Source organism: Streptomyces sp. NBC_00029, from assembly GCF_045160505.1.
In the GTDB taxonomy this organism is placed as follows: domain Bacteria; phylum Actinomycetota; class Actinomycetes; order Streptomycetales; family Streptomycetaceae; genus Streptomyces.
The window spans coordinates 4,253,333-4,272,214 of sequence record NZ_CP108292.1; the positions used below are offsets into that span (position 1 = coordinate 4,253,333).

The 18,882-nt window shown below is 72.0% G+C and carries 18 protein-coding genes; 11 read left to right on the top strand and 7 right to left on the bottom strand.

Annotation, left to right across the window (positions count from 1 at the left end; all coding sequences use genetic code 11):
• Positions 1-23 precede the first annotated feature (23 nt).
• Complete coding sequence (locus OG753_RS19865; protein WP_189735079.1) at positions 24-1,667, top strand: DNA repair helicase XPB; 1,644 nt, start codon at positions 24-26, stop codon at positions 1,665-1,667.
• Here OG753_RS19865 and OG753_RS19870 read toward each other — a convergent pair.
• Entirely contained in the window at positions 1,625-2,392 is a 768-nt protein-coding gene (locus OG753_RS19870; RefSeq protein ID WP_327263105.1) for a glycosyltransferase 87 family protein, read from the bottom strand. The genes OG753_RS19865 and OG753_RS19870 overlap by 43 nt on opposite strands.
• A 48-nt stretch (positions 2,393-2,440) precedes the next feature.
• Complete coding sequence (locus OG753_RS19875) at positions 2,441-2,620, bottom strand: hypothetical protein (protein ID WP_405789430.1); 180 nt, start codon at positions 2,618-2,620, stop codon at positions 2,441-2,443.
• Positions 2,621-2,835: 215 nt separating this feature from the next.
• Between OG753_RS19875 and OG753_RS19880 the strand changes: the two genes are divergently transcribed.
• Both OG753_RS19880 and OG753_RS19885 read left to right on the top strand, forming a co-directional pair.
• The gene (locus OG753_RS19880) at positions 2,836-3,474 is read left to right on the top strand and encodes a hypothetical protein (protein ID WP_405789431.1); all 639 of its coding nucleotides are present in this window, start codon (positions 2,836-2,838) and stop codon (positions 3,472-3,474) included.
• A gap of 257 nt (positions 3,475-3,731) precedes the next feature.
• Entirely contained in the window at positions 3,732-5,711 is a 1,980-nt protein-coding gene (locus tag OG753_RS19885; RefSeq protein ID WP_405792734.1) for a HelD family protein, read from the top strand.
• Positions 5,712-5,865: 154 nt separating this feature from the next.
• On the opposite strand, the gene OG753_RS19890 is transcribed toward OG753_RS19885, so the two are convergent.
• On the bottom strand, positions 5,866-6,552 hold the full coding sequence (locus OG753_RS19890; RefSeq protein WP_327263109.1) for a copper homeostasis protein CutC: 687 nt from the start codon (positions 6,550-6,552) through the stop codon (positions 5,866-5,868).
• Between the two features lie 123 nt (positions 6,553-6,675).
• Between OG753_RS19890 and OG753_RS19895 the strand changes: the two genes are divergently transcribed.
• From OG753_RS19895 to OG753_RS19905, 3 genes are all read left to right on the top strand, one after another.
• Entirely contained in the window at positions 6,676-7,341 is a 666-nt protein-coding gene (locus tag OG753_RS19895; RefSeq protein WP_327263110.1) for a hypothetical protein, read from the top strand.
• Positions 7,342-7,414: 73 nt separating this feature from the next.
• Positions 7,415-8,635, top strand: a complete 1,221-nt coding sequence (locus OG753_RS19900; RefSeq protein ID WP_327266830.1) for a Cmx/CmrA family chloramphenicol efflux MFS transporter — start codon at positions 7,415-7,417, stop codon at positions 8,633-8,635.
• A gap of 148 nt (positions 8,636-8,783) precedes the next feature.
• Complete coding sequence (locus OG753_RS19905) at positions 8,784-9,998, top strand: serine hydrolase domain-containing protein (protein ID WP_327263111.1); 1,215 nt, start codon at positions 8,784-8,786, stop codon at positions 9,996-9,998.
• A 235-nt stretch (positions 9,999-10,233) separates the two neighbouring features.
• Here OG753_RS19905 and OG753_RS19910 read toward each other — a convergent pair whose 3' ends face one another.
• Together OG753_RS19910 and OG753_RS19915 are read right to left on the bottom strand one after the other, a co-directional pair.
• Positions 10,234-10,503 (bottom strand): DUF4031 domain-containing protein, encoded by a 270-nt coding sequence (locus OG753_RS19910; protein WP_030387344.1) that lies wholly within the window; start codon positions 10,501-10,503, stop codon positions 10,234-10,236.
• Between the two features lie 7 nt (positions 10,504-10,510).
• Positions 10,511-10,885 (bottom strand): hypothetical protein, encoded by a 375-nt coding sequence (locus OG753_RS19915; RefSeq protein WP_030727652.1) that lies wholly within the window; start codon positions 10,883-10,885, stop codon positions 10,511-10,513.
• A gap of 205 nt (positions 10,886-11,090) precedes the next feature.
• Here OG753_RS19915 and OG753_RS19920 point away from each other — a divergent pair, with 205 nt between their 5' ends.
• The 3 genes from OG753_RS19920 to OG753_RS19930 are packed head-to-tail and all read left to right on the top strand — an operon-like array spanning position 11,091 to position 14,424.
• On the top strand, positions 11,091-11,951 hold the full coding sequence (locus OG753_RS19920) for an SIS domain-containing protein (protein WP_327266831.1): 861 nt from the start codon (positions 11,091-11,093) through the stop codon (positions 11,949-11,951).
• Positions 11,948-12,871, top strand: coding sequence for an N-acetylmuramic acid 6-phosphate etherase (gene murQ / locus OG753_RS19925; protein ID WP_405789433.1), 924 nt, complete (start codon positions 11,948-11,950; stop codon positions 12,869-12,871). The genes OG753_RS19920 and murQ overlap by 4 nt, the downstream gene beginning before the upstream one ends.
• 23 nt (positions 12,872-12,894) lie before the next feature.
• Positions 12,895-14,424 (top strand): PTS transporter subunit EIIC, encoded by a 1,530-nt coding sequence (locus OG753_RS19930; RefSeq protein ID WP_405789435.1) that lies wholly within the window; start codon positions 12,895-12,897, stop codon positions 14,422-14,424.
• Positions 14,425-14,558: 134 nt separating this feature from the next.
• Here OG753_RS19930 and OG753_RS19935 read toward each other — a convergent pair whose 3' ends face one another.
• Entirely contained in the window at positions 14,559-15,815 is a 1,257-nt protein-coding gene (locus OG753_RS19935; RefSeq protein WP_327263114.1) for a hypothetical protein, read from the bottom strand.
• Between the two features lie 273 nt (positions 15,816-16,088).
• Between OG753_RS19935 and OG753_RS19940 the strand changes: the two genes are divergently transcribed.
• Together OG753_RS19940 and OG753_RS19945 are read left to right on the top strand one after the other, a co-directional pair.
• On the top strand, positions 16,089-16,475 hold the full coding sequence (locus OG753_RS19940) for a hypothetical protein (RefSeq protein ID WP_405789437.1): 387 nt from the start codon (positions 16,089-16,091) through the stop codon (positions 16,473-16,475).
• 7 nt (positions 16,476-16,482) lie between these two features.
• Positions 16,483-17,073 (top strand): GNAT family protein, encoded by a 591-nt coding sequence (locus tag OG753_RS19945; protein ID WP_327263116.1) that lies wholly within the window; start codon positions 16,483-16,485, stop codon positions 17,071-17,073.
• Between the two features lie 5 nt (positions 17,074-17,078).
• Here the strand turns inward: OG753_RS19945 and OG753_RS19950 are convergent, their stop codons facing one another.
• The gene (locus OG753_RS19950; RefSeq protein ID WP_327263117.1) at positions 17,079-18,488 is read right to left on the bottom strand and encodes a hypothetical protein; all 1,410 of its coding nucleotides are present in this window, start codon (positions 18,486-18,488) and stop codon (positions 17,079-17,081) included.
• Positions 18,489-18,882 lie beyond the last annotated feature (394 nt).

An 18,882-nucleotide genomic window follows, 5' to 3' on the forward strand; every position in this document is an offset into this window, starting at 1 on the left:
CTGAATGAAACGGGGCGCCGCGCGTGAATGGTCCACTCATCGTCCAGAGCGACAAGACCCTCCTTCTCGAAGTCGACCACGAGCTCGCCGGAGCCGCCCGGCGGGCCATCGCTCCCTTCGCAGAGCTGGAGCGGGCCCCCGAGCACATCCACACCTACCGGATCACCCCGCTCGGCCTGTGGAACGCCCGCGCCGCCGGCCACGACGCCGAGCAGGTCGTCGACGCGCTCGTCGAGTACTCCCGCTACCCCGTCCCGCACGCGCTCCTCGTCGACGTCGCCGAGACCATGGCGCGCTACGGCCGCCTGACCCTCTCCAAGCACCCCGTACACGGACTGGTGCTGACGAGCACCGACCGTCCGGTGCTGGAGGAGATCCTGCGGTCCAAGAAGGTCGCCCCGCTCGTCGGCGCGCGGCTCGACGCCGACACCGTGGCCGTGCACCCCTCCGAACGCGGCCAGATCAAGCAGACCCTGCTCAAGCTGGGCTGGCCGGCCGAGGACCTCGCCGGGTACGTGGACGGCGAGGCCCACCCGATCGAACTGGCCGAGGACGGCTGGGCGCTGCGCCCGTACCAGCAGCAGGCCGTCGAGGGCTTCTGGCACGGCGGCTCCGGTGTGGTCGTACTGCCCTGCGGTGCCGGCAAGACACTGGTCGGTGCCGGGGCCATGGCGATGGCCAAGGCGACGACGCTGATCCTGGTGACGAACACCGTCTCGGCCCGCCAGTGGAAGCACGAGCTGGTCAAGCGGACCTCCCTGACCGAGGACGAGATCGGTGAGTACTCCGGCACCCGCAAGGAGATCCGGCCCGTCACCATCGCCACGTACCAGGTCCTGACGACCAAGCGGAAGGGCGTCTACCCGCACCTGGAGCTCTTCGACTCCCGGGACTGGGGCCTGATCGTCTACGACGAGGTGCACCTGCTGCCCGCGCCGGTCTTCAAGTTCACCGCCGACCTGCAGGCGCGGCGCCGGCTCGGCCTGACCGCGACGCTGGTGCGCGAGGACGGACGGGAGTCGGACGTGTTCTCGCTCATCGGGCCGAAGCGGTTCGACGCCCCGTGGAAGGAGATCGAGGCGCAGGGCTACATCGCGCCCGCCGACTGCGTGGAGGTCCGGGTCAATCTGACCGAGTCGGAGCGGCTCGCCTACGCGACCGCCGAGACCGAGGAGAAGTACCGCTTCTGCGCGACGACGGCGACCAAGCGCAAGGTCACCGAGGCGCTCGTCGCCAAGCACCGCGGCGAGCAGACCCTGGTCATCGGGCAGTACATCGACCAGCTCGACGAGCTGGGCGAGCACCTGGACGCCCCCGTCATCAAGGGCGAGACCTCCAACGCGCAGCGCGAGAAGCTCTTCAACGCCTTCCGCGAGGGCGAGATCAGCGTGCTGGTCGTCTCGAAGGTCGCGAACTTCTCCATCGACCTGCCCGAGGCCACCGTCGCCATCCAGGTGTCGGGCACCTTCGGCTCCCGCCAGGAGGAGGCCCAGCGTCTGGGCCGCGTGCTGCGGCCGAAGGCGGACGGCCACGAGGCGCGCTTCTACTCGGTCGTCGCGCGCGACACGATCGACCAGGACTTCGCGGCGCACCGCCAGCGGTTCCTCGCCGAGCAGGGGTACGCCTACCGGATCATGGACGCCGACGAGCTGCTGGCGAGCGACTGACCGCGGCAGGCCCTGGCCGTCAGGACGGCCAGTAAGGGAGCGCACCAGACCCACAGGGGCGGCCAGTCCAGCACGAGGACCCGGGCCGCCTCGGGCAGGTGCCGGGTCCAGAACTCTGCGGAGGCCTCCGGGAGGACCAGCAGCCCGAGCAGGGCGGTACCGGCCGAGGCCGCCAGCGCCGTGAGCCCGGCGCGGACGCGGCGGGTCAGCAGGAGATAGGCGGCGATGGCCGCCGGGGCGAGGGTGATCCCGGCGGCGATGCCCAGCGCGAAGCCCTTGCCGAGCGCCGAACGGGGCCGGGCGAGGTCCCACAGGACCAGGCAGGCGAGCGCCAGGTTGATCTGGCCGGCGAGCGGCCCCTGGAACAGCGGTTGCAGCCACAGTCCGGCGATGGTCGCGGCCAGCACGGGCCCGGGCCGGGACCGCAGTCCCGCGAGGCGGCAGGACAGCGTGATCAGCAGGGCGAGCAGACCGGCGTTGCCGAGGACGAGGACGGCCTTCAGCGCGCCCGTCGGCAGCCATGCGGCCGGTGTGAACAGGATCGCCGCGAAGGGCGGGTACGTGGCGGTCGGCTCCCACTCGGCGGCGGAGAACCCCTGGACCAGAGCGTCGGCCACCGGGATGCGCAGGGCAATGCAGAGCACGCCCAGCATCAGCAGCGAGCCGGTCAGCAGCGCACCGGCGAGGAACGACGGCGAGCGGCTGGGAACGGGGCTCCGGGTCACCCGCGTGACCCTAGTGGATCAGTGGATGCGCTGTGCGGGCCCGGCGGTTCAGTGACGTATGACGCCGGCGTCCTCGGCGTAGTCACCGAGGACGACGACGCTGACGGCGGTCGCCGCGAAGATTTTGACCGCGCGCAGCATGCCGCTGAGGCCGGGGCGCGGGCGTGAGTCGGAGTCGGCGCCGCTGGGACGGCTGCCCTGGGTCGGGTCGAAGGTTGCGGGGCTCATGAATCCATGGTGCGTTTTCGCGCCGGCCCGCACATCGCTCCCGGGAGGGAACTTCACGGCCTCCCGGGTCCTCCTCCCGTCGCATGACACCCCCTAAGGGCCGTACTGGGGTCTGACGCTCCGCGGTATGACACCCGTCCGGATGCATGCGGGCCGAACGGGACCGACGCTGGGAAGGTCCGCGGTACAGGCGACCACGCCGGGGAGTGATCCGCATGACCCACCGTTCCCGGACGCGGCGCCTCGCACTGCTCTGCGCGTCGACAGCCCTGGTCACAGCGGGTCTGCTGCCGTCCGCCGGTGCGTCCGCCGCCCCGGCCCCCGCCTGCGCGGCCGCCAAGCACGGGCTCGCGCTCGCGCCCCCGCCGCCCACGGAACCCGCCGGGAACTGGGTGAAGACCACCGATCCCCCCAGCGGCATCACGGCCGACCTCCCCGGAACGGCCCGGGTCCACAAGTCCTCCGTCCCCGTCGGCGACGAGACGGTCGATTTCCGCGCCTACGGCGTGGAGGTCCCGCAGGACGGCGCCGCCGGCTTCACCGTCCACGACATGCCGGGCGACCGGTTCGCCCTGGAGGACAACCTCAAGGGCTTCCTCATCGCCTACAACCAGCCCGAGGACGACGACGGCACTTTGACCAGCAGCCAGGTCCGCAGGACGACGGCCGACGGCCGCCCGGCCCTCGACGCACGCCTCTCCAGCAGCGGCGGCGGCGCCCCCGAGGCCGGCTTCATCCGCATCGTCTCCGACGACGACCATCTCGTCATGGCGATCACCATCGGTCCCGCGGAGAACCGGAAGACCGTGGAGGAGATGCACGAGCGGCTCGTCTCCTCCCTGCACATCCCGTGATCCGCGCCGCGTAATGCGTTAGCGCGGCTCCGCCCCGGTGGCTAGAATCTCCGCTCTTGCCGCCTCCCACCGTCTCACCGGGGAGAGCCGCCCTCCGGCCGGAAACCGGCGGGCCATCTGTTCCGCACCCAGCAGCTGGAGGCAGTCCCGTGCCCGCGCACGCCCCCGAGACCACGCACGACGACCCGACCGCGCCCGCCGATCCGCTGGGCCGCGAACGCGCCCACCTGACCGCCTCCCGCTCCGCCCTGCGCGCCATGCGCGAGGACGTCGAGGCCCTCGACATCCGCGACGTCACCGCGAACTGGGTCAACGCGATCGTCCTCCAGGCCCAGATCGACGACCGCATCAAGGCTCTCGCCGACCTCGCCCACACCCCGCTCTTCTTCGGCCGTCTGAACTACCTGCACGCACCCGGCGCGGAACTCGCCGAGGGCGCGGAGGGCGAGCAGTTCTACATCGGCCGCCGCCACGTCCACGACGCCGACGGCGACCCGATGGTCATCGACTGGCGCGCGCCCGTCTCCCAGCCGTTCTACCGCGCCTCCAAGACCGACCCGCAGGACATCGCACTGCGCCGCCGCTTCGGCTACACGGGCGGCGAGCTGACGGCGTACGAGGACGAGCACCTGTCCGACCCGGCCGAGGCGGCCGCGGTCAGCAAGCTGCTCCAGCAGGAGATCGAGCGCCCGCGCGTCGGCCCCATGCGGGACATCGTCGCGACGATCCAGCCCGAGCAGGACGAGATCGTGCGTTCCGGCCTGTCCGGTTCCGTCTGCGTGCAGGGCGGCCCCGGCACCGGCAAGACCGCGGTCGGCCTGCACCGCGTCGCGTACCTGCTCTACGCGCACCGCGACCGCCTCGCCCGCACGGGCACGCTCGTCATCGGGCCGAACCGTTCCTTCCTGCACTACATCGAGCAGGTCCTGCCGGCCCTGGGCGAGCTGGAGGTCAAGCAGGCCACCGTCGACGACCTGGTGGCCCAGGACGGCCTGGAGGTATGCGGCACGGATGCCGCCGAAACCGCCGTGGTCAAGGGCGACGCCCGGATGGCGGAGGTACTCGGCCGCGCGGTCCGCTCGCACGTCAGCCGTCCCACGGAGCCGCTGATGGTGGTCCGCGGCTCGCGCCGCTGGCGGGTGCCCGCGTACGAGCTGGAGGAGATGGTCGAGGAACTGCAGAAGCGCGACATCCGCTACGGCGCCGCCCGCGCGGCCCTGCCGCAGCGCATCGCGCACGCGGTGCTCGTACGGATGGAGCAGGCGGGCGAGGCTCCGGACGACCGGGTGCAGGACGCGGTGGCCCGCAACGCGGCGGTGAAGGCGGCGGTCAAGGCGATCTGGCCGGCCGTCGAACCGGCGAAGCTGGTGCTGCGCCTGCTGTCCGACCCCGAGTTCCTCGCGCTGCACGCGGCGGACGTGCTCACCGAGGACGAGCAGAAGCTCCTGCTGTGGCCGAAGCCGTTCCGCAGCGTGAAGTCGGCGAAGTGGTCGGCGGCGGACCTGGTCCTGATCGACGAGGCCACGGACCTGGTGGAGCGGACGCATTCGCTGGGCCACGTGGTCCTCGACGAGGCGCAGGACCTGTCGCCGATGCAGTACCGGGCGGTGGGGCGGCGCTGCACCACCGGCTCGGCGACGGTCCTCGGCGACCTCGCGCAGGGCACCACCCCGTGGGCCACGCGCAGCTGGGACGAGGCCCTCACGCACCTGGGCAAGCCGCAGGCGGTGCTGGAGGAGCTGACGGCGGGCTTCCGCGTGCCGCGCGAGGTGATCGCGTACGCCTCGCGGCTGCTGCCGTCGATCTCCCCGGGCCTGGCGCCGGTCTCCTCGGTCCGCGAGACGCCGGGCTCCCTGCGGATCGCGGAGGCCCGGGCGGACGGCCTGACGGCGGCGGTGGTCGCCGCGTGCCGTGACTCCTTGGCGCACGAGGGATCGATCGGGCTGATCGCGGCGGACGCGCGGATCCCGGTGCTGGCGGATGCCCTGCTGGCAGCCGGGCTGCCGTACCTGTCGCCCGGTGAGGAGACGACCGCGGAGTCCCGGCTGACGCTGGTGCCGGCGTCGCTGGCGAAGGGTCTGGAGTACGACTACGTGGTCCTGGACGAGCCCGCGGCGATCGTGGACGGCGAGCCGGACGAGCGGACGGGCCTGCGCCGCCTCTACGTCTGCCTCACCCGCGCGGTCTCGGGCCTGACGGCCCTCCACTCGGCCCCGCTCCCGACCGCCCTGTCCTGACCTGCGGCCCGCCCTCCTGGGGCTCCGCCCCAGACCCCGCGCCTCAAACGCCGGCGGGGCTGGATTTTCCAGCCCCGCCGGCGTTTGAGGCGCGGGGGTCCGGGGGCGGAGCCCCCGGCAGCGGCGGCGGCGCCGGCCGACAGCCGGACCCCCGTCAGGACAGCGCGGCTCGCCAGTCGGCGACGGCCGCCGCCGAGACCGGTCCGCCCCACCCGGAGGGACGCGCCGCGCCGCCGATGTGGAACGCGTCGATGCCACCGGCGACCAGCACCGGCAGGTGCGACAGCGTCAGCCCGCCGCCCACCAGGATCCGCGCCCCGTACCCCGGCTCACCCCGCCGCGCCGCCTCCGCGAGCAGCACCGGCAGCCCCGCCTCCACCCCGTCCGCCGCGCCCGCCGTCAGGTACGTGTCCAGCCCGGGCAGATCGGCCAGCGCCTTGCGCAGCTGGTCCCGGTCCGCCGCGCGGTCGATCGCCCGGTGGAAGGTCCACCGGCAGCCGTCCAGCTCCGCGACGACCGCCTCGACCGCGGCCAGGTCGGGGGTGCCGTCCGCGTGCAGGAAGCCGAGCACGAACTCCTGCGCGCCCTCCGCCCGCAGCTCCCGCGCCACCCGGACCAGCTCGGACACGTCCCCGGCCGCGAACCCGTCCGTCCTGCGGAGCATCACGCGCAGCGGGATGTCGACCGCCGCCCTGATCGCCGCGAAGGTCTCGCGCGGCGGGGTGAGCCCGTCGGCGGCCATGTCGGTGACCAGCTCGAGTCGGTCCGCCCCACCGGCCTGGGCCGCGACCGCATCCTCCACGTCGAGGGCGATCACCTCCAGGAGCGCACGGTTGCTCATTCGATCCCATCCTTCGAAAACCAGCTCGGGAAAACTGTGGGGAAATAGGTCTAGTCCAATATTCAGAATACGGGGCTCCACCCGCCCTTCACCAGCACAATCACGCCACCCCACAATGTGCCCATGGACACAGGCACCCACCGCAGCGACACCGCCGACCTCCGGGCCCGCTGGCGGGCGACCGTCACCGCCGCCGGCGCCCCCGCCGACCGCGATCCCGCCCCCTACGCCGAGCGCCTCCTCACCGCCTGGGCGGAGCCGCAGCGCCGCTACCACACCACCGCTCACCTGGCCGACGTACTCGCGCGGGTCGACGTACTGGCCCCGCACGCCGCCGATCCCGCCGCCGTGCAGCTCGCCGCCTGGTTCCACGACGCCGTCTACCGCCCCGACCGCTCCGAGAACGAGGAGCGCAGCGCCGCCATGGCCGAGCGCGCCCTCCCCGAGCTCGGCATCGGCCCGGCGCGCACCGCCGAGGTGGCCCGGCTGGTCCGGCTCACCGTCACCCACGACCCCGCCCCCGGTGACACCGACGGCGAGGCGCTCTGCGACGCCGACTTGGCGGTACTGGCCGGGGCCCCCGACGCCTACGCCGCGTACGTCGCCGCCGTCCGCGCCGAGTACGGCTTCGTCCCGGACGACGCCTTCCGCACCGGCCGCGCCGCCGTCCTGCGCCAGCTCCTCGACCTGCCGCGGCTCTTCCGCACCCCCTACGGAGCCGCGCACTGGGAGGCCCCGGCCCGCGCCAACCTGGCCGCCGAGCTCGCCGAGCTCACGCAACACGAATGACACACCCCGGGGAATTTGATCGCGTTCGCGCTGGTTGGTGACAGTCATGCCCGCAGTCGCAGCACGCCCCCGCATGCCCGTCGCCGTCTACGTCCTCGGACTGTCCGTGTTCGCGCTCGGCACCAGCGAATTCATGCTCTCCGGGCTGCTGCCACCCATCGCCGAGGACATGGGCGTCACCATTCCGCAGGCGGGCCTGCTCATATCCGCCTTCGCGATCGGCATGGTCGTCGGAGCCCCGCTGCTGGCCGTAGCCACCTTGCGCCTCCCCCGCCGCACCACCCTCATCTCCCTCATCAGCCTCTTCGGCCTCGGGCAGGTCGCGGGCGCGCTGGCCCCCTCCTACGAGCTCCTCTTCGCCTCCCGCGTGGTCTCCGCACTCGCCTGCGCCGGCTTCTGGGCCGTGGGCGCGGCCGTCGCCATCGCCATGGTCGACAAGGACCAGCGGGCCCGCGCGATGGCCGTCATGATCGGCGGCCTGTCGATCGCGAACGTCCTCGGCGTCCCCGCCGGCGCCTTCCTCGGCGAGCACCTGGGCTGGCGCTCCGCCTTCTGGTCGGTCGGCGCCGCCTCCGCGATCGCGCTCGTCGGCATCCTGGCGCTCATCCCGAAGATCCCGCTGCCCGCCGAGAAGCCCTCGCTCGGGCGCGAGCTGCGCATCTACCGCGACCGCCAGGTATGGCTCGCCATCGGCATCACGGCGCTGGCCGCGGGGGGCGTCTTCTGTGCCTTCAGCTACCTCTCCCCGCTGCTCACGGACGTGGCCGGGCTGGATTCGCAGTGGGTCCCGTGGATCCTCGGCCTCTTCGGCATCGGCGCGCTGGCCGGCACCACCGTCGGCGGCCGGGTCGCCGACGCGCACCTGTTCGGCGTGATGATCTGGGGCGTCACCGCCTCCACCGTCTTCCTCGCCGCGCTCGCCCTGCTGGCCTCCAGCGCCACCGCGGCGGTCGCCCTGGCCTTCCTGCTCGGCTTCTCGGCGTTCTTCACCGCCCCGGCGCTCAACGCCCGCATGTTCAACGTGGCCGGCGCCGCCCCGACCCTGGCCGGTGCCACCACCACGGCCGCGTTCAACCTCGGCAACACCGGTGGTCCCTGGCTCGGCGGCACCGTCATCGACGCGGACCTGGGCTTCGGCGCCACCGCCTGGGCGGGCGCCGCCATGACGGTCACCGCGATCGCCCTCACCGTGATCGCCCTGCGCCTGGACCGCCGTACGCCGCAGCCGGCCACCCGCGTGGTCGCCGCGGGAGGCGCCGCCGCGACCCCCGCCGGGGAACCCGCACGCGCCTGACCCCGGCCCCTGACCCCCGGTCCCGGGCCCCGGTCGCCGCCCCGGACCCGGCTTCCTACGATGGGAACGTCAGCTCGGGGACCGGGGACCGCTCGGGGAAGCGCGTCAGGGGTGATCCTTCATGGGCCGGTACCGGACGCCCACCGTCTTGGCAGCCGCCTCCCTGCTGCTGACCGCGCTGTGCGCGGGCCAGGCCCCCCCGGCCGCCCCGCCGGGCCGGGTCGACATCGACCCGGCGACCGCCGAGCAGCTCGACGACGCGATCACCGCGGCCATGCGCAAGGCCGACATCCCCGGCGTGGGTGTCGGCCTGTGGATCGACGGCGAGGACCCCTACGTGCGCGCCTTCGGCACCGCCGACAAGGCCACCGGCGTCCCCATCAAGACCGACACGCACACCCGCATCGGCAGTGTCACCAAGACCTTCACCGTCACCGCCGTCCTGCAGCTCGTCGACGACGGGAAGGTACGGCTCGACGCGCCGGTCTCGACGTACCTCGACGGCGTGCCCGGCGGCGACAAGATCACCGTCCGGCAGCTCGCCGACATGCGCAGCGGCCTCTACAACTACACCGAGGACCCGCGCCTGCTGGCCACCTACAAGGCCGACCCGCACCGCACCTGGACCCCGCAGGAGCTGCTGGACACCGCTTTCCGGCACCCTGCCAACTTCCCGGCGGGCACGCGCTGGGAGTACTCCAACACCAACACCGTCCTGCTCGGCCTGCTCGTCGAGAAGGTCGGCGGGCAGCCCCTGCACACCTACCTGCAGCAGCACGTCTTCGAACCGGCGGACCTGGGCGCGACCTCGCTGCCGACCGGCGCGGAGATCGCGTCCCCGTACGTGCACGGCTACACGAACTTCACCCCGAACGGCGCGACCGTCGACGCCTCCACCTGGAACCCGTCCTGGGCATGGGCGGCCGGAGCGACGATCTCCACCATGGACGACCTGCACTCCTGGGTCCCGACCCTGGTCACCGGGAAGCTGCCCGACGGCGACCGCCTGCTGGAGCCGGGCACCCAGGCCCAGCGGATGCGCATGCTGCCCACCGGGCACCCCGACATCGGCTACGGGCTCGGCATCGCCGAGCTCGACGGCTGGATCGGCCACAACGGCGAGCTGCCCGGCTACGAGACCATCGCCGTCCGGCTCCCGCAGGAGCGCGCCACGATGGTGATCGTGGTGAACTCCGACGTCGACGGGAAGTTCGGCAGCCTGAGCTCCCTCATCGCCAACACGGTCACCAAGATCGCGACCCCCGAGCACGTCTGGTCGCTCCCGCCTGCGGCCCAGCCCAACGCCGTCCCGGAGTCGTCCGCACCACCGACCCCGGCCCCGAGCCCCGCCCCGAGCTCCTAGGTCCTGTCGTCGAAGTAGCGCCGGTTGTGCCGGGCGCCACGGGCCAAGCGGGACTTTGACGACAGGACCACCTAGGTCGTCTCTTTCGGATCTTGTCGGGCCCGCGCTGCCCGGCACCGCACCTCGCTGCGTTGTCGGGGCTCCCGAGTACGTCCAGTACAAGGGAGCTCCTCCGCCTTGCGATGCACGGCACCGGACAACGCGGGCTCGGCCGACAAGATCCGAAAGAGGCGACCTAGGCCGCCGGCCGGCCCTTGGGGCGGCGCAGGCCCGCCGCGGTGAGGCGGCGGACGAGTTCCTTGCTGCCGATCTCCACAGCCCCCGCGCCGACCGCGTCCGCGTACCGGTACGACGGCACGTCGTAGTGGTCCCGTTCGAAGGCCCTCGGCGGGCAGCCGATGCCCGCCGCGAAGGCGTGCAGCTCCTCGTACGACACGTCGCTGACCAGGTGCGACCACATGCGGCCGTGGCCCGGCCAGGTCGGCGGGTCGATGTATACGGTCACCGGCGGCTCACCGGAGGCCGAAGACGGGACCCAGGCCGCCGATCGCGGCCACCTTCACACCCGCCTCCGAGCACACCCAGTGCGGGTCGGGTCCCAGCTCCGGCTCCACGTCGAGCGCGTGCGGCTCGCCGTGGTTGCAGACCGGGCAGAGCGGCCATCGTCCGTACTTCTCCAGCAGCGCGTCCTTCACGTCCTGGGCGACAAGTCCGGCAAGGTAGTCGACCCCCTCCGGCCACTGCTCCACCCACCACCGGCGGTGCGTGACCGAGTCCTCGACGAGGGAGACGACATCGGCATCGGCGACCTCACCGGCAGCGAGATCGGCGAGAACGAGGGCACGGGCGACGTGCAGCGCCTGTTCCAGGGGGGTCGCGTGGTCCATGCGCCCATTGTGGACCCGCAGGGGCCCGGTGATGAAGGCCCTCTTTCCGGAGGCCCAATGGCGTATTGACCGGAGCCGGCGCTGAAAATAAATTTCAGATGTGAGCCAGAACACGAAGGAAACTTCCAGCCCCGTCAACGGCCCCACCGACGGCCCCGTCAACGGCCCCGCCCCGGCTCCCCCTCCCCACGCCCTCCGGGCCCGGATCCGCAGCCTCGCCCCGTCCCTGCCCCGCTCCGTGCAGGCCGTCGCCGAAGCCGTCGCCGCCGACCCCGCCGCCTGTGCCCGGCTCACCGTCTCCGCCCTCGCCGAGCACACCGGCACCAGCGAGGCCACCGTCGTCCGCACCGCACGCCTCCTCGGCTACCCCGGCTACCGCGACCTGCGCCTCGCGCTCGCCGCCCTCGCCGCCCAGCAGGAATCCGGCACCGCCCCCGCAGTCACCGTCGACATAGCCGTCGACGACCCCCTCGCGGACGTCGTCGCCAAGCTGGCCCACGAGGAGGCGCAGACCCTCACCGACACCGCCGCCGCACTCGACCTCACCCAGCTCGCCGCCGCCGTCACCGCCCTCGCCACCGCCCGCCGCATCGACATCTACGGCGTCGGCGCCTCCGCCCTCGTCGGCCAGGACCTCGCCCAGAAGCTGCTGCGCATCGGCCTCCTCGCCCACGCGCACAGCGACCCGCACCTGGCCGTCACGGGCGCCGTGCAGCTTCGCCCCGGCGATGTCGCCGTCGCGATCACCCACTCCGGCACCACCGGCGACGTGATCGAGCCGCTGCGCGTCGCGTTCGAGCGCGGCGCCACCACCCTCGCCCTCACCGGCCGTCCCACCAGCCCCGTCACCCGCCACGCCGACCTCGTCCTGACCACCTCCGCCGCCCGCGAGACCCACCTGCGCCCGGCCGCCATGTCCAGCAGGACCAGCCAGCTGCTCGTCGTCGACTGCCTCTTCGTCGGCATCGCGCAGCAGACCTACGAGACCGCCGCACCCGCCCTCACCGCCTCCTACGAAGCCCTCGCCCACCGCCGCACGCGCCACCCGCCAGGGAGTCACCGATGACCGCCTACGCAGAACTCCGCGCCCAGCTGGAAACGCTCACCACCGAGGCCTTCCGCCCGGAGCTCGCCGAGATCGACCGGCTGTCCACCCTCGACATCGCCCGCACCATGAACGCCGAGGACGCCACCGTCCCGGCCGCCGTCGCCGGCCGGCTGCCGCAGATCGCCGCCGCCGTCGACGCGATCGCCGAGCGCATGGCCCGCGGCGGCCGGCTCGTCTACGCAGGCGCCGGCACGGCCGGCCGGATGGGCGTCCTGGACGCCAGCGAATGCCCGCCCACCTTCAACACCGACCCGTCCGAGGTCGTCGGCCTGATCGCCGGCGGCCCCTCCGCCATGGTCAAGGCCGTCGAGGGCGCCGAGGACTCCAAGGAGCTGGCCGCCGAGGACCTCACCGCACTGCGGATCGGGCCGGACGACACGGTCGTCGGCATCTCCGCCTCCGGCCGCACCCCGTACGCGATCGGCGCCGTCGAGTCCGCCCGTACCCGCGGCGCGCTCACCGTCGGGCTCTCCTGCAACGCCGGTTCCGCCCTCGCCGCGGCCGCCGACCACGGCATCGAGGTGGTCGTCGGACCCGAACTCCTCACCGGATCCACCCGCCTGAAGGCCGGCACCGCGCAGAAGCTCGTCCTCAACCTCATCTCGACCATCACGATGATCCGCCTCGGGAAGACCTACGGGAACCTCATGGTCGACATGCGCTCCTCGAACGAGAAGCTGCGCGCCCGTGCCCGACGCATCGTGGCGTTGGCCACCGGAGCGCCCGACGAGGAGATCGAGGCGGCCCTCACCGCCACCGGCGGCGAGGTCAAGAACGCCGTCCTCGTCGTCCTCGGCGGAGTCGACGGCCCCACGGCCGCCGAGCTGCTCGCCGCATCGCAGGGCCACCTGCGCGCCGCCCTCGCCCGTACCCGCTGACCCCCGACCCAAGGCGATCCCACATGTCCACTGACAAGAACCGCGCCACCGCCGCCGCGATCCTTCCGCTGGTCGGCGGCCCGGACAACATCATCTCGATCGCGCACTGCATGACCCGCCTGCGCATCTCACTGCGCGACCGCTCGCTGGTCCAGGACGAGGCCCTGCGCGCCCTGCCCGCGGTGCTCGGCGTGGTCGAGGACGACACATACCAGATCGTGCTGGGCCCAGGCGCCGTTGCCCGCGTGACCCCGGAGTTCGAGGCACTCGTCGAGGAGGCCCGTGCCGCCGCACCGGCCGCACCCCCCGCCGGCGGCACCACCGGCCCCACCCCGGCCGGGGCGATCACCGCGGACGGCCTCGCCGCCCACGGCGCGGCGCTGAAGGAGGCTCAGAAGGCGAGGAACGCGACCCCCTTCAAGCTGTTCCTGCGCCGGATCGCGAACATCTTCGTGCCGCTGATCCCGGCACTCATCGGCTGCGGCATCATCGCCGGCCTGAACGGGCTGCTGAACAATCTCGGCTGGGTGCCCGCCGTCGTACCGGCGTTGGCCGCGATCTCGGCGGGCTTCATGTCCCTGATCGCGGTCTTCGTCGGATACAACACGGCCAAGGAGTTCGGCGGCACGCCCATCCTCGGCGGCGCCGTCGCCGCCGTCATCGTCTTCCCCGGCGTCGCGAAGATCGACGCCTTCGGGCTGGAGCTGAAACCCGGCCAGGGCGGCGTCCTCGGCGCGCTCGCCGCCGCCCTCCTCGCCGTGTACGTGGAGAAGTGGTGCCGCACCTGGGTCCCCGAGGCCCTGGACGTCCTCGTCACCCCCACCCTCACCGTGCTGATCTCGGGCCTGGTCACCCTCTTCGGCCTGATGTACCTCGCCGGCGAGGCCTCCACCGCCATCGGCACCTTCGCGAACTGGCTCCTCACCGGCGGCGGCGCCTTTGCCGGCCTGGTCCTCGGCGGCCTCTTCCTCCCCCTCGTGATGCTCGGCCTGCACCAGGCCCTGATCCCCATCCACACCACCCTCATCGAGCAGGACGGCTACACCGTCCTGCTGCCCATCCTCGCCATGGCGGGCGCGGGCCAGGTCGGCGCGGCCATCGCCGTCCACTACCGGCTCCCGCGCAACGGCTCGCTCCGCGCCACCATCAGGTCCGCCCTCCCGGCCGGCTTCCTGGGCATCGGCGAACCGCTGATCTACGGCGTCTCCCTGCCGCTCGGCCGCCCCTTCGTCACCGCCTGCATCGGCGGCGCGGCCGGCGGCGCCTTCGTCGGCCTCTTCCACCAACTGGGCGTCGCCTTCGGCTCCACCGCCATCGGCCCCTCCGGCTGGGCCCTGTTCCCGCTGCTGGACGGCCGGTCGAGCGCCGGTGTCACCCTCGCGATCTACGCGGGCGGCCTGCTGGTCGGCTACCTGGTGGGCTTCGTCGCCACCTACTTCTTCGGCTTCACCCGCCGGATGCTGGCCGACCTCGACACCGACCCGGACACGAACACCGCCCCGGACACCGCGAGCTCTCCCGAAGCGCCCCCGAAGGAACACGTCCCGGCCTAGGACGGCCGCCGCGCGGAGCGCTGGGGTGGGCGGGGCGGCCGCCGCGCGGAGCGCCGGGGTGGGCGGGGCGGCCGCCGCGCGGAGCGCCGGGGTGGGCGGGGCGGCTGCCGGGCCGGTGCCGCCCACCCCCGTGGTCACTGGGCCACGATCTCGTTCACGATCCACTCCCCGAGTTCCACGGTCATGGTGGTGTGGCCCTCGTTGCGGCCGGCGCACAGGAAGGCGTCGAGCGCGCTGTCGTCCGCGGCGATCGGGCGGTACAGCGCCTTCGGGTCGTTGATGTCGCCGGACGCGACGGCGCTGATGGCGGGGATGAAACAGGACGTGGTGATGACGTCCGGGTCGACAGCGTTGCCGAGCAGGGTCATGAGGAGGGCGGCGAGGCCGAAGCTGCCGGTGTCGCCGACCGGGGACTGCATGGTGAACAGACCGCCGGGAGCGCCGTCGATGTCGGGCAGCCCGCTGGTGCGCACCATGGTCGCCTCCTCGCCGGCCTTCTGCAGCCTGGCGACGATCTGGTCACCCTGGGCCTGGATCTTCAGCCAGGTGTCCTTCAGCGTTTCACCGTCGCCCCGCACCGCGATCGCGTCGGCCTCGGCGCCGTTTCCGGCACCGGTGTCCACGCCGTTGGCGACACCGATCTTGCGGACGTTCCGCGGCCACTCCCCGATGTCGTCGAGCTTGCGGAGGAACGCGAGCCGCTCCGATGCCTGCTTCGGCTCGGCGTCGACCTTGCCGATGTGCCACCGGGCCATTTCCTTCGCCGCGGGGCTGTTGAGCAGCCCGGAGAGCTGGCGCAGCACGGGGCCCAGCGTGGGGTTGTCTCCCCACTTGTCCGTCGCGTAGTGGGTGAAGGCCTGGAGGGAGACCGGGAACCACGCTCCCTGGTGGGGGGTGTCGTAGGAGAGGTAGGTGCCGGTCTCGTGGTCCGGGAGGCCGGGGTCGTTCTCCATCCTGGCCAGCGCGTAGCGGGTGATGAGCCCACCCATGCTGAAGCCGCCCACGACCAGCTTCGCGCGACCCACCCGCTCGGCGACGGCCCTGCTGATGCACTCGATCGCGGTCTCGGCGTTGGCCGTGATCGAGGCCGTCCGGTCGTGGTAGCCGAGGATGATCACATCGCGGCCGGTGGCGTGCAGCTCACTGATGAAGCGGTAGTTCCCGTTCTCCTCCAGCCCGTGCCAGAGCTGGTCGATGTTGGTCGATCCACCCGAGAAGCCGTCGGAGAGGATGACGGGCCGAATGAGCTGCCGGCGGTTCAGCGGGCTGTAGTACACCCAGGCCGTGCCGCCCTCCAGGGGCCACTCGTCGTGCGCTTCCGGCGCGGGAGGAAAGGAGGAACGGGCGTGCGGGGAGGCAGGCCCCCAGATGTCAACGACGGTGTTGGACATACTCGGTCGGCTCCTTGCGTAGTCATGGAACCACCGCACGCAGGCACGGTGATCCGGGGCGGGCCGGGAGTTCCTGAGGCCCAGCAGCTCCCTGCCGCCCGGCATCCTCACACCAGGTCACCGACCGCTCCCCGCGCCTCTGACCAGGGAAACCATCCCTCCGAGTGATCATCTTCAGCATTCGGGCGAGGCCCAGAGCACCAAAATCGTTTCGCCATCGGGGAGTTGCCGACCGCCGGAGAGACCCCGAACCCCGGCTGCCATGCTGTGCGGATGCTGCTCCCCGCCGAAGCCGTCGCCGCCACGACCCGCATCGACGTCGTACGCATCACCGCCGGTCCCGAGCACCACGGCGGCCCGATGACCGGGCCCGTCGTGGGGCACTGGGAGGGGCCCGCCGTCGCGGAGATGCTCACGGCCGTACGGAAGATCCCCGCCGCCGACCTCACCCTGTGCGGGTTCGCCCCCGGCTGGGGCCTGCGCGCGTACGCCGACCCGGCCGAGCCGCCCCTGTACGAAGCGGCGTTCTGCTACGGCTGCGACATGGCCTGGCTCTGGGGCCCCCGGGTCCCGGAGCCGCTGCACCGCCAGACCTTCGCCTCGGACTCGCCGTACGCCTTGTTCCTGCGCATGCGCATGCGCGCCGCGGGTCCGCAATGATGCCGACATGATCAACTCCATACCTCCCGTGGTCCCCGCCGGTCGGATGCGCGCCCTGCCGCAGCCCGAGTTCGAGTTGCCGGGCGGCATGCTGCTGCGCCCCTGGGCGGCGTACGACATTCCCGCGCTCGTCGAGTCCTGCCTCGACCCTGACATCCGGCACTGGAACCGGCCCGCCCTCCTCACCCCCGCCGAGGCCGAGGAACGGATCGCCCGCTGGCACGCCCGCTGGCAGGCCGAGGAGGCCGCGATCTGGGCCGTCGCCCCCGCCGCCGGAGGCCCGGCGGTCGGCCTCATCGGCGTCGGCGACCTCGACCTCGCGGGCGGCAGCGGCGAGATCCTCTACTGGCTGCTGCCCGCCGGACGCGGCCGCGGGGTCATGGTGCCGGCCACCGAACGCGTCAGCCGCTGGGCCTTCGAGGACCTGGGCCTGCAGCGCGTACGGATCACCCATTCCGTGGCCAACCCGGCCTCCTGCGCCATCGCGACCAAGGCCGGCTTTCCCCTGGAGGGCACCATGCGCGGAGCCCTCCTGCACGCGGACGGCTGGCACGACGAGCACCTGCACGCCCGCCTGCGCACCGACGCTCCGGCGTAGACCGGTCACTTGGGCGGACTCACGGTCTTCACCGTGGCGCGGGCCTTCTCCAGCAGCTCCTGATAGGGCGTCTGCGCCATGATTCCGCGCACCTGCGAGAGGCCGTACCGCTTGATGGCGTCTTCGTTCGAGAAGGGTTCGTTCGGGTCGAACTCGATCCGCTGCCCGGGTGGTGACACATCCACATTGATGCGCGGCCATTCCTTGTTGGCGACCCTCCACACGGTCACACGCTGCGGACCGCGGGTCGCGTTCAGGATTTCGCTGCTGTTCTCGATCTGCGACCGGTACCGGTACTTCGCACCCGCCGGAGTCCCCTTCTCCGCATCCTTCCTGATCGTCTCGGCTCCCACCCTGGTACGCGCGAAGCCGGCGGACATCGTCATCCTGTCCTTTCTGATCACGTACACCTCGGTCTGGGCCCTGAGCGCCTCGTAGGGACGCTTCTCGGCATTTTCGGGATCCGTGATCTCGACCACGGCGTCCTGCGCCACTTCCTCCCCCGGATTCAGCACTCGGCCGACAGGTGTGACGAACTCTCCGTCGTAGATCAGGTCGAAGGCGGTGGGCTTGATTTCGGGCGGACTGGCCGGCGCACCATGAATCCAGTAGATGCTGCCGAGAACGTAGACGGGCACCTGGCCGGCGTTCTTCACGTACAGATGTACCGTCACGTACATCGGCGCTCCGCTCCTGGCCAGATTCGCCTCCCTGAACTCGGCCCCGCTCTGTATCAGAGGGGTCGTCATATAGGGAACGTAGACTTGCGAATACGCCAGGTTGGAGGCGGCGAGAAGGCTGGAGACGATCACCCCGATCGCGATCGACCTGGGAATGGAGAGGCCCATCCACGCCCGGCACACGTGGAGTTCGGACAGGGCCGCCAAGGACCAGACGCAGAGGGCTATCCCGATCGTGGTGTACCGGTTGAAGTGCTCGCCGATCTGCAGCAGCAGGAGGGAGACGCTGCAGAAGAGGGCGATCAGGACGCCGACCAGAACGGCCACCCCCGAGTAGCACCACCGCCGCTTGCCCCAGTAGTCGACAGCGGCGACGGCGGTACCCAGCTCCACCAACGCCACCGCGACAATGGTGCATCCCGCGATGCGTCCGCCGTAGGTCAGAGCATCGCCGCTGTCCGCGTATCCGATCTTGAAGAGCGGATACGCGGTGGCGAGGAGACCGAGGACCATGAAGAGGCCGGTCGCCCTCCGCAACCCCGCTCGATCCGGCCAGACGGTTCCGTCCTCACCGAGCCAGCGGACGGGATGTCCGTCGGGCACGCCATCACGCCTCAGCACTCTTCGGAGTTCCTTGTCCGACCAGACCTTGCCCGCGAAAATGCCGTCGATCAGAACCTTCCGCAGACCACGGTCATCAGGCGCCCCCACGGTGACCACGGGTGTGTTCGCCATGACACCAGCCTGCCGCTCCTGCGCGGGAAGTGCCTCCGGAGCGCGGACCCGTGAGCACCGCCGCGCCGGGGTGCGCCCCACGCGGCGCAGGGTGAAGCTGGAATCGAGGTGTCGGTGCCCCTCGTCCCCACGGGAGCTTTCATGCGTACACGACTTCTCGGCTTCACCACCGCGGTCGTACTGGCCGTTTTCGGGGCCGCGGTCCCCGCCGCGCAGGCCGCCGTCGTACCGGCGGTCACCGGACCCACTTGCATAAAAGGCCAAGGAACGGTGGAGTACGACTCCACCACGGGCCTGTACACCTGCATAGGCGGCACCTACGACAGCGAGCTCATCACAGCGAAGTGAACACGGGCCGGCCGCGCCTGCGCAGAGGGGATGTCGTCCCCGACCG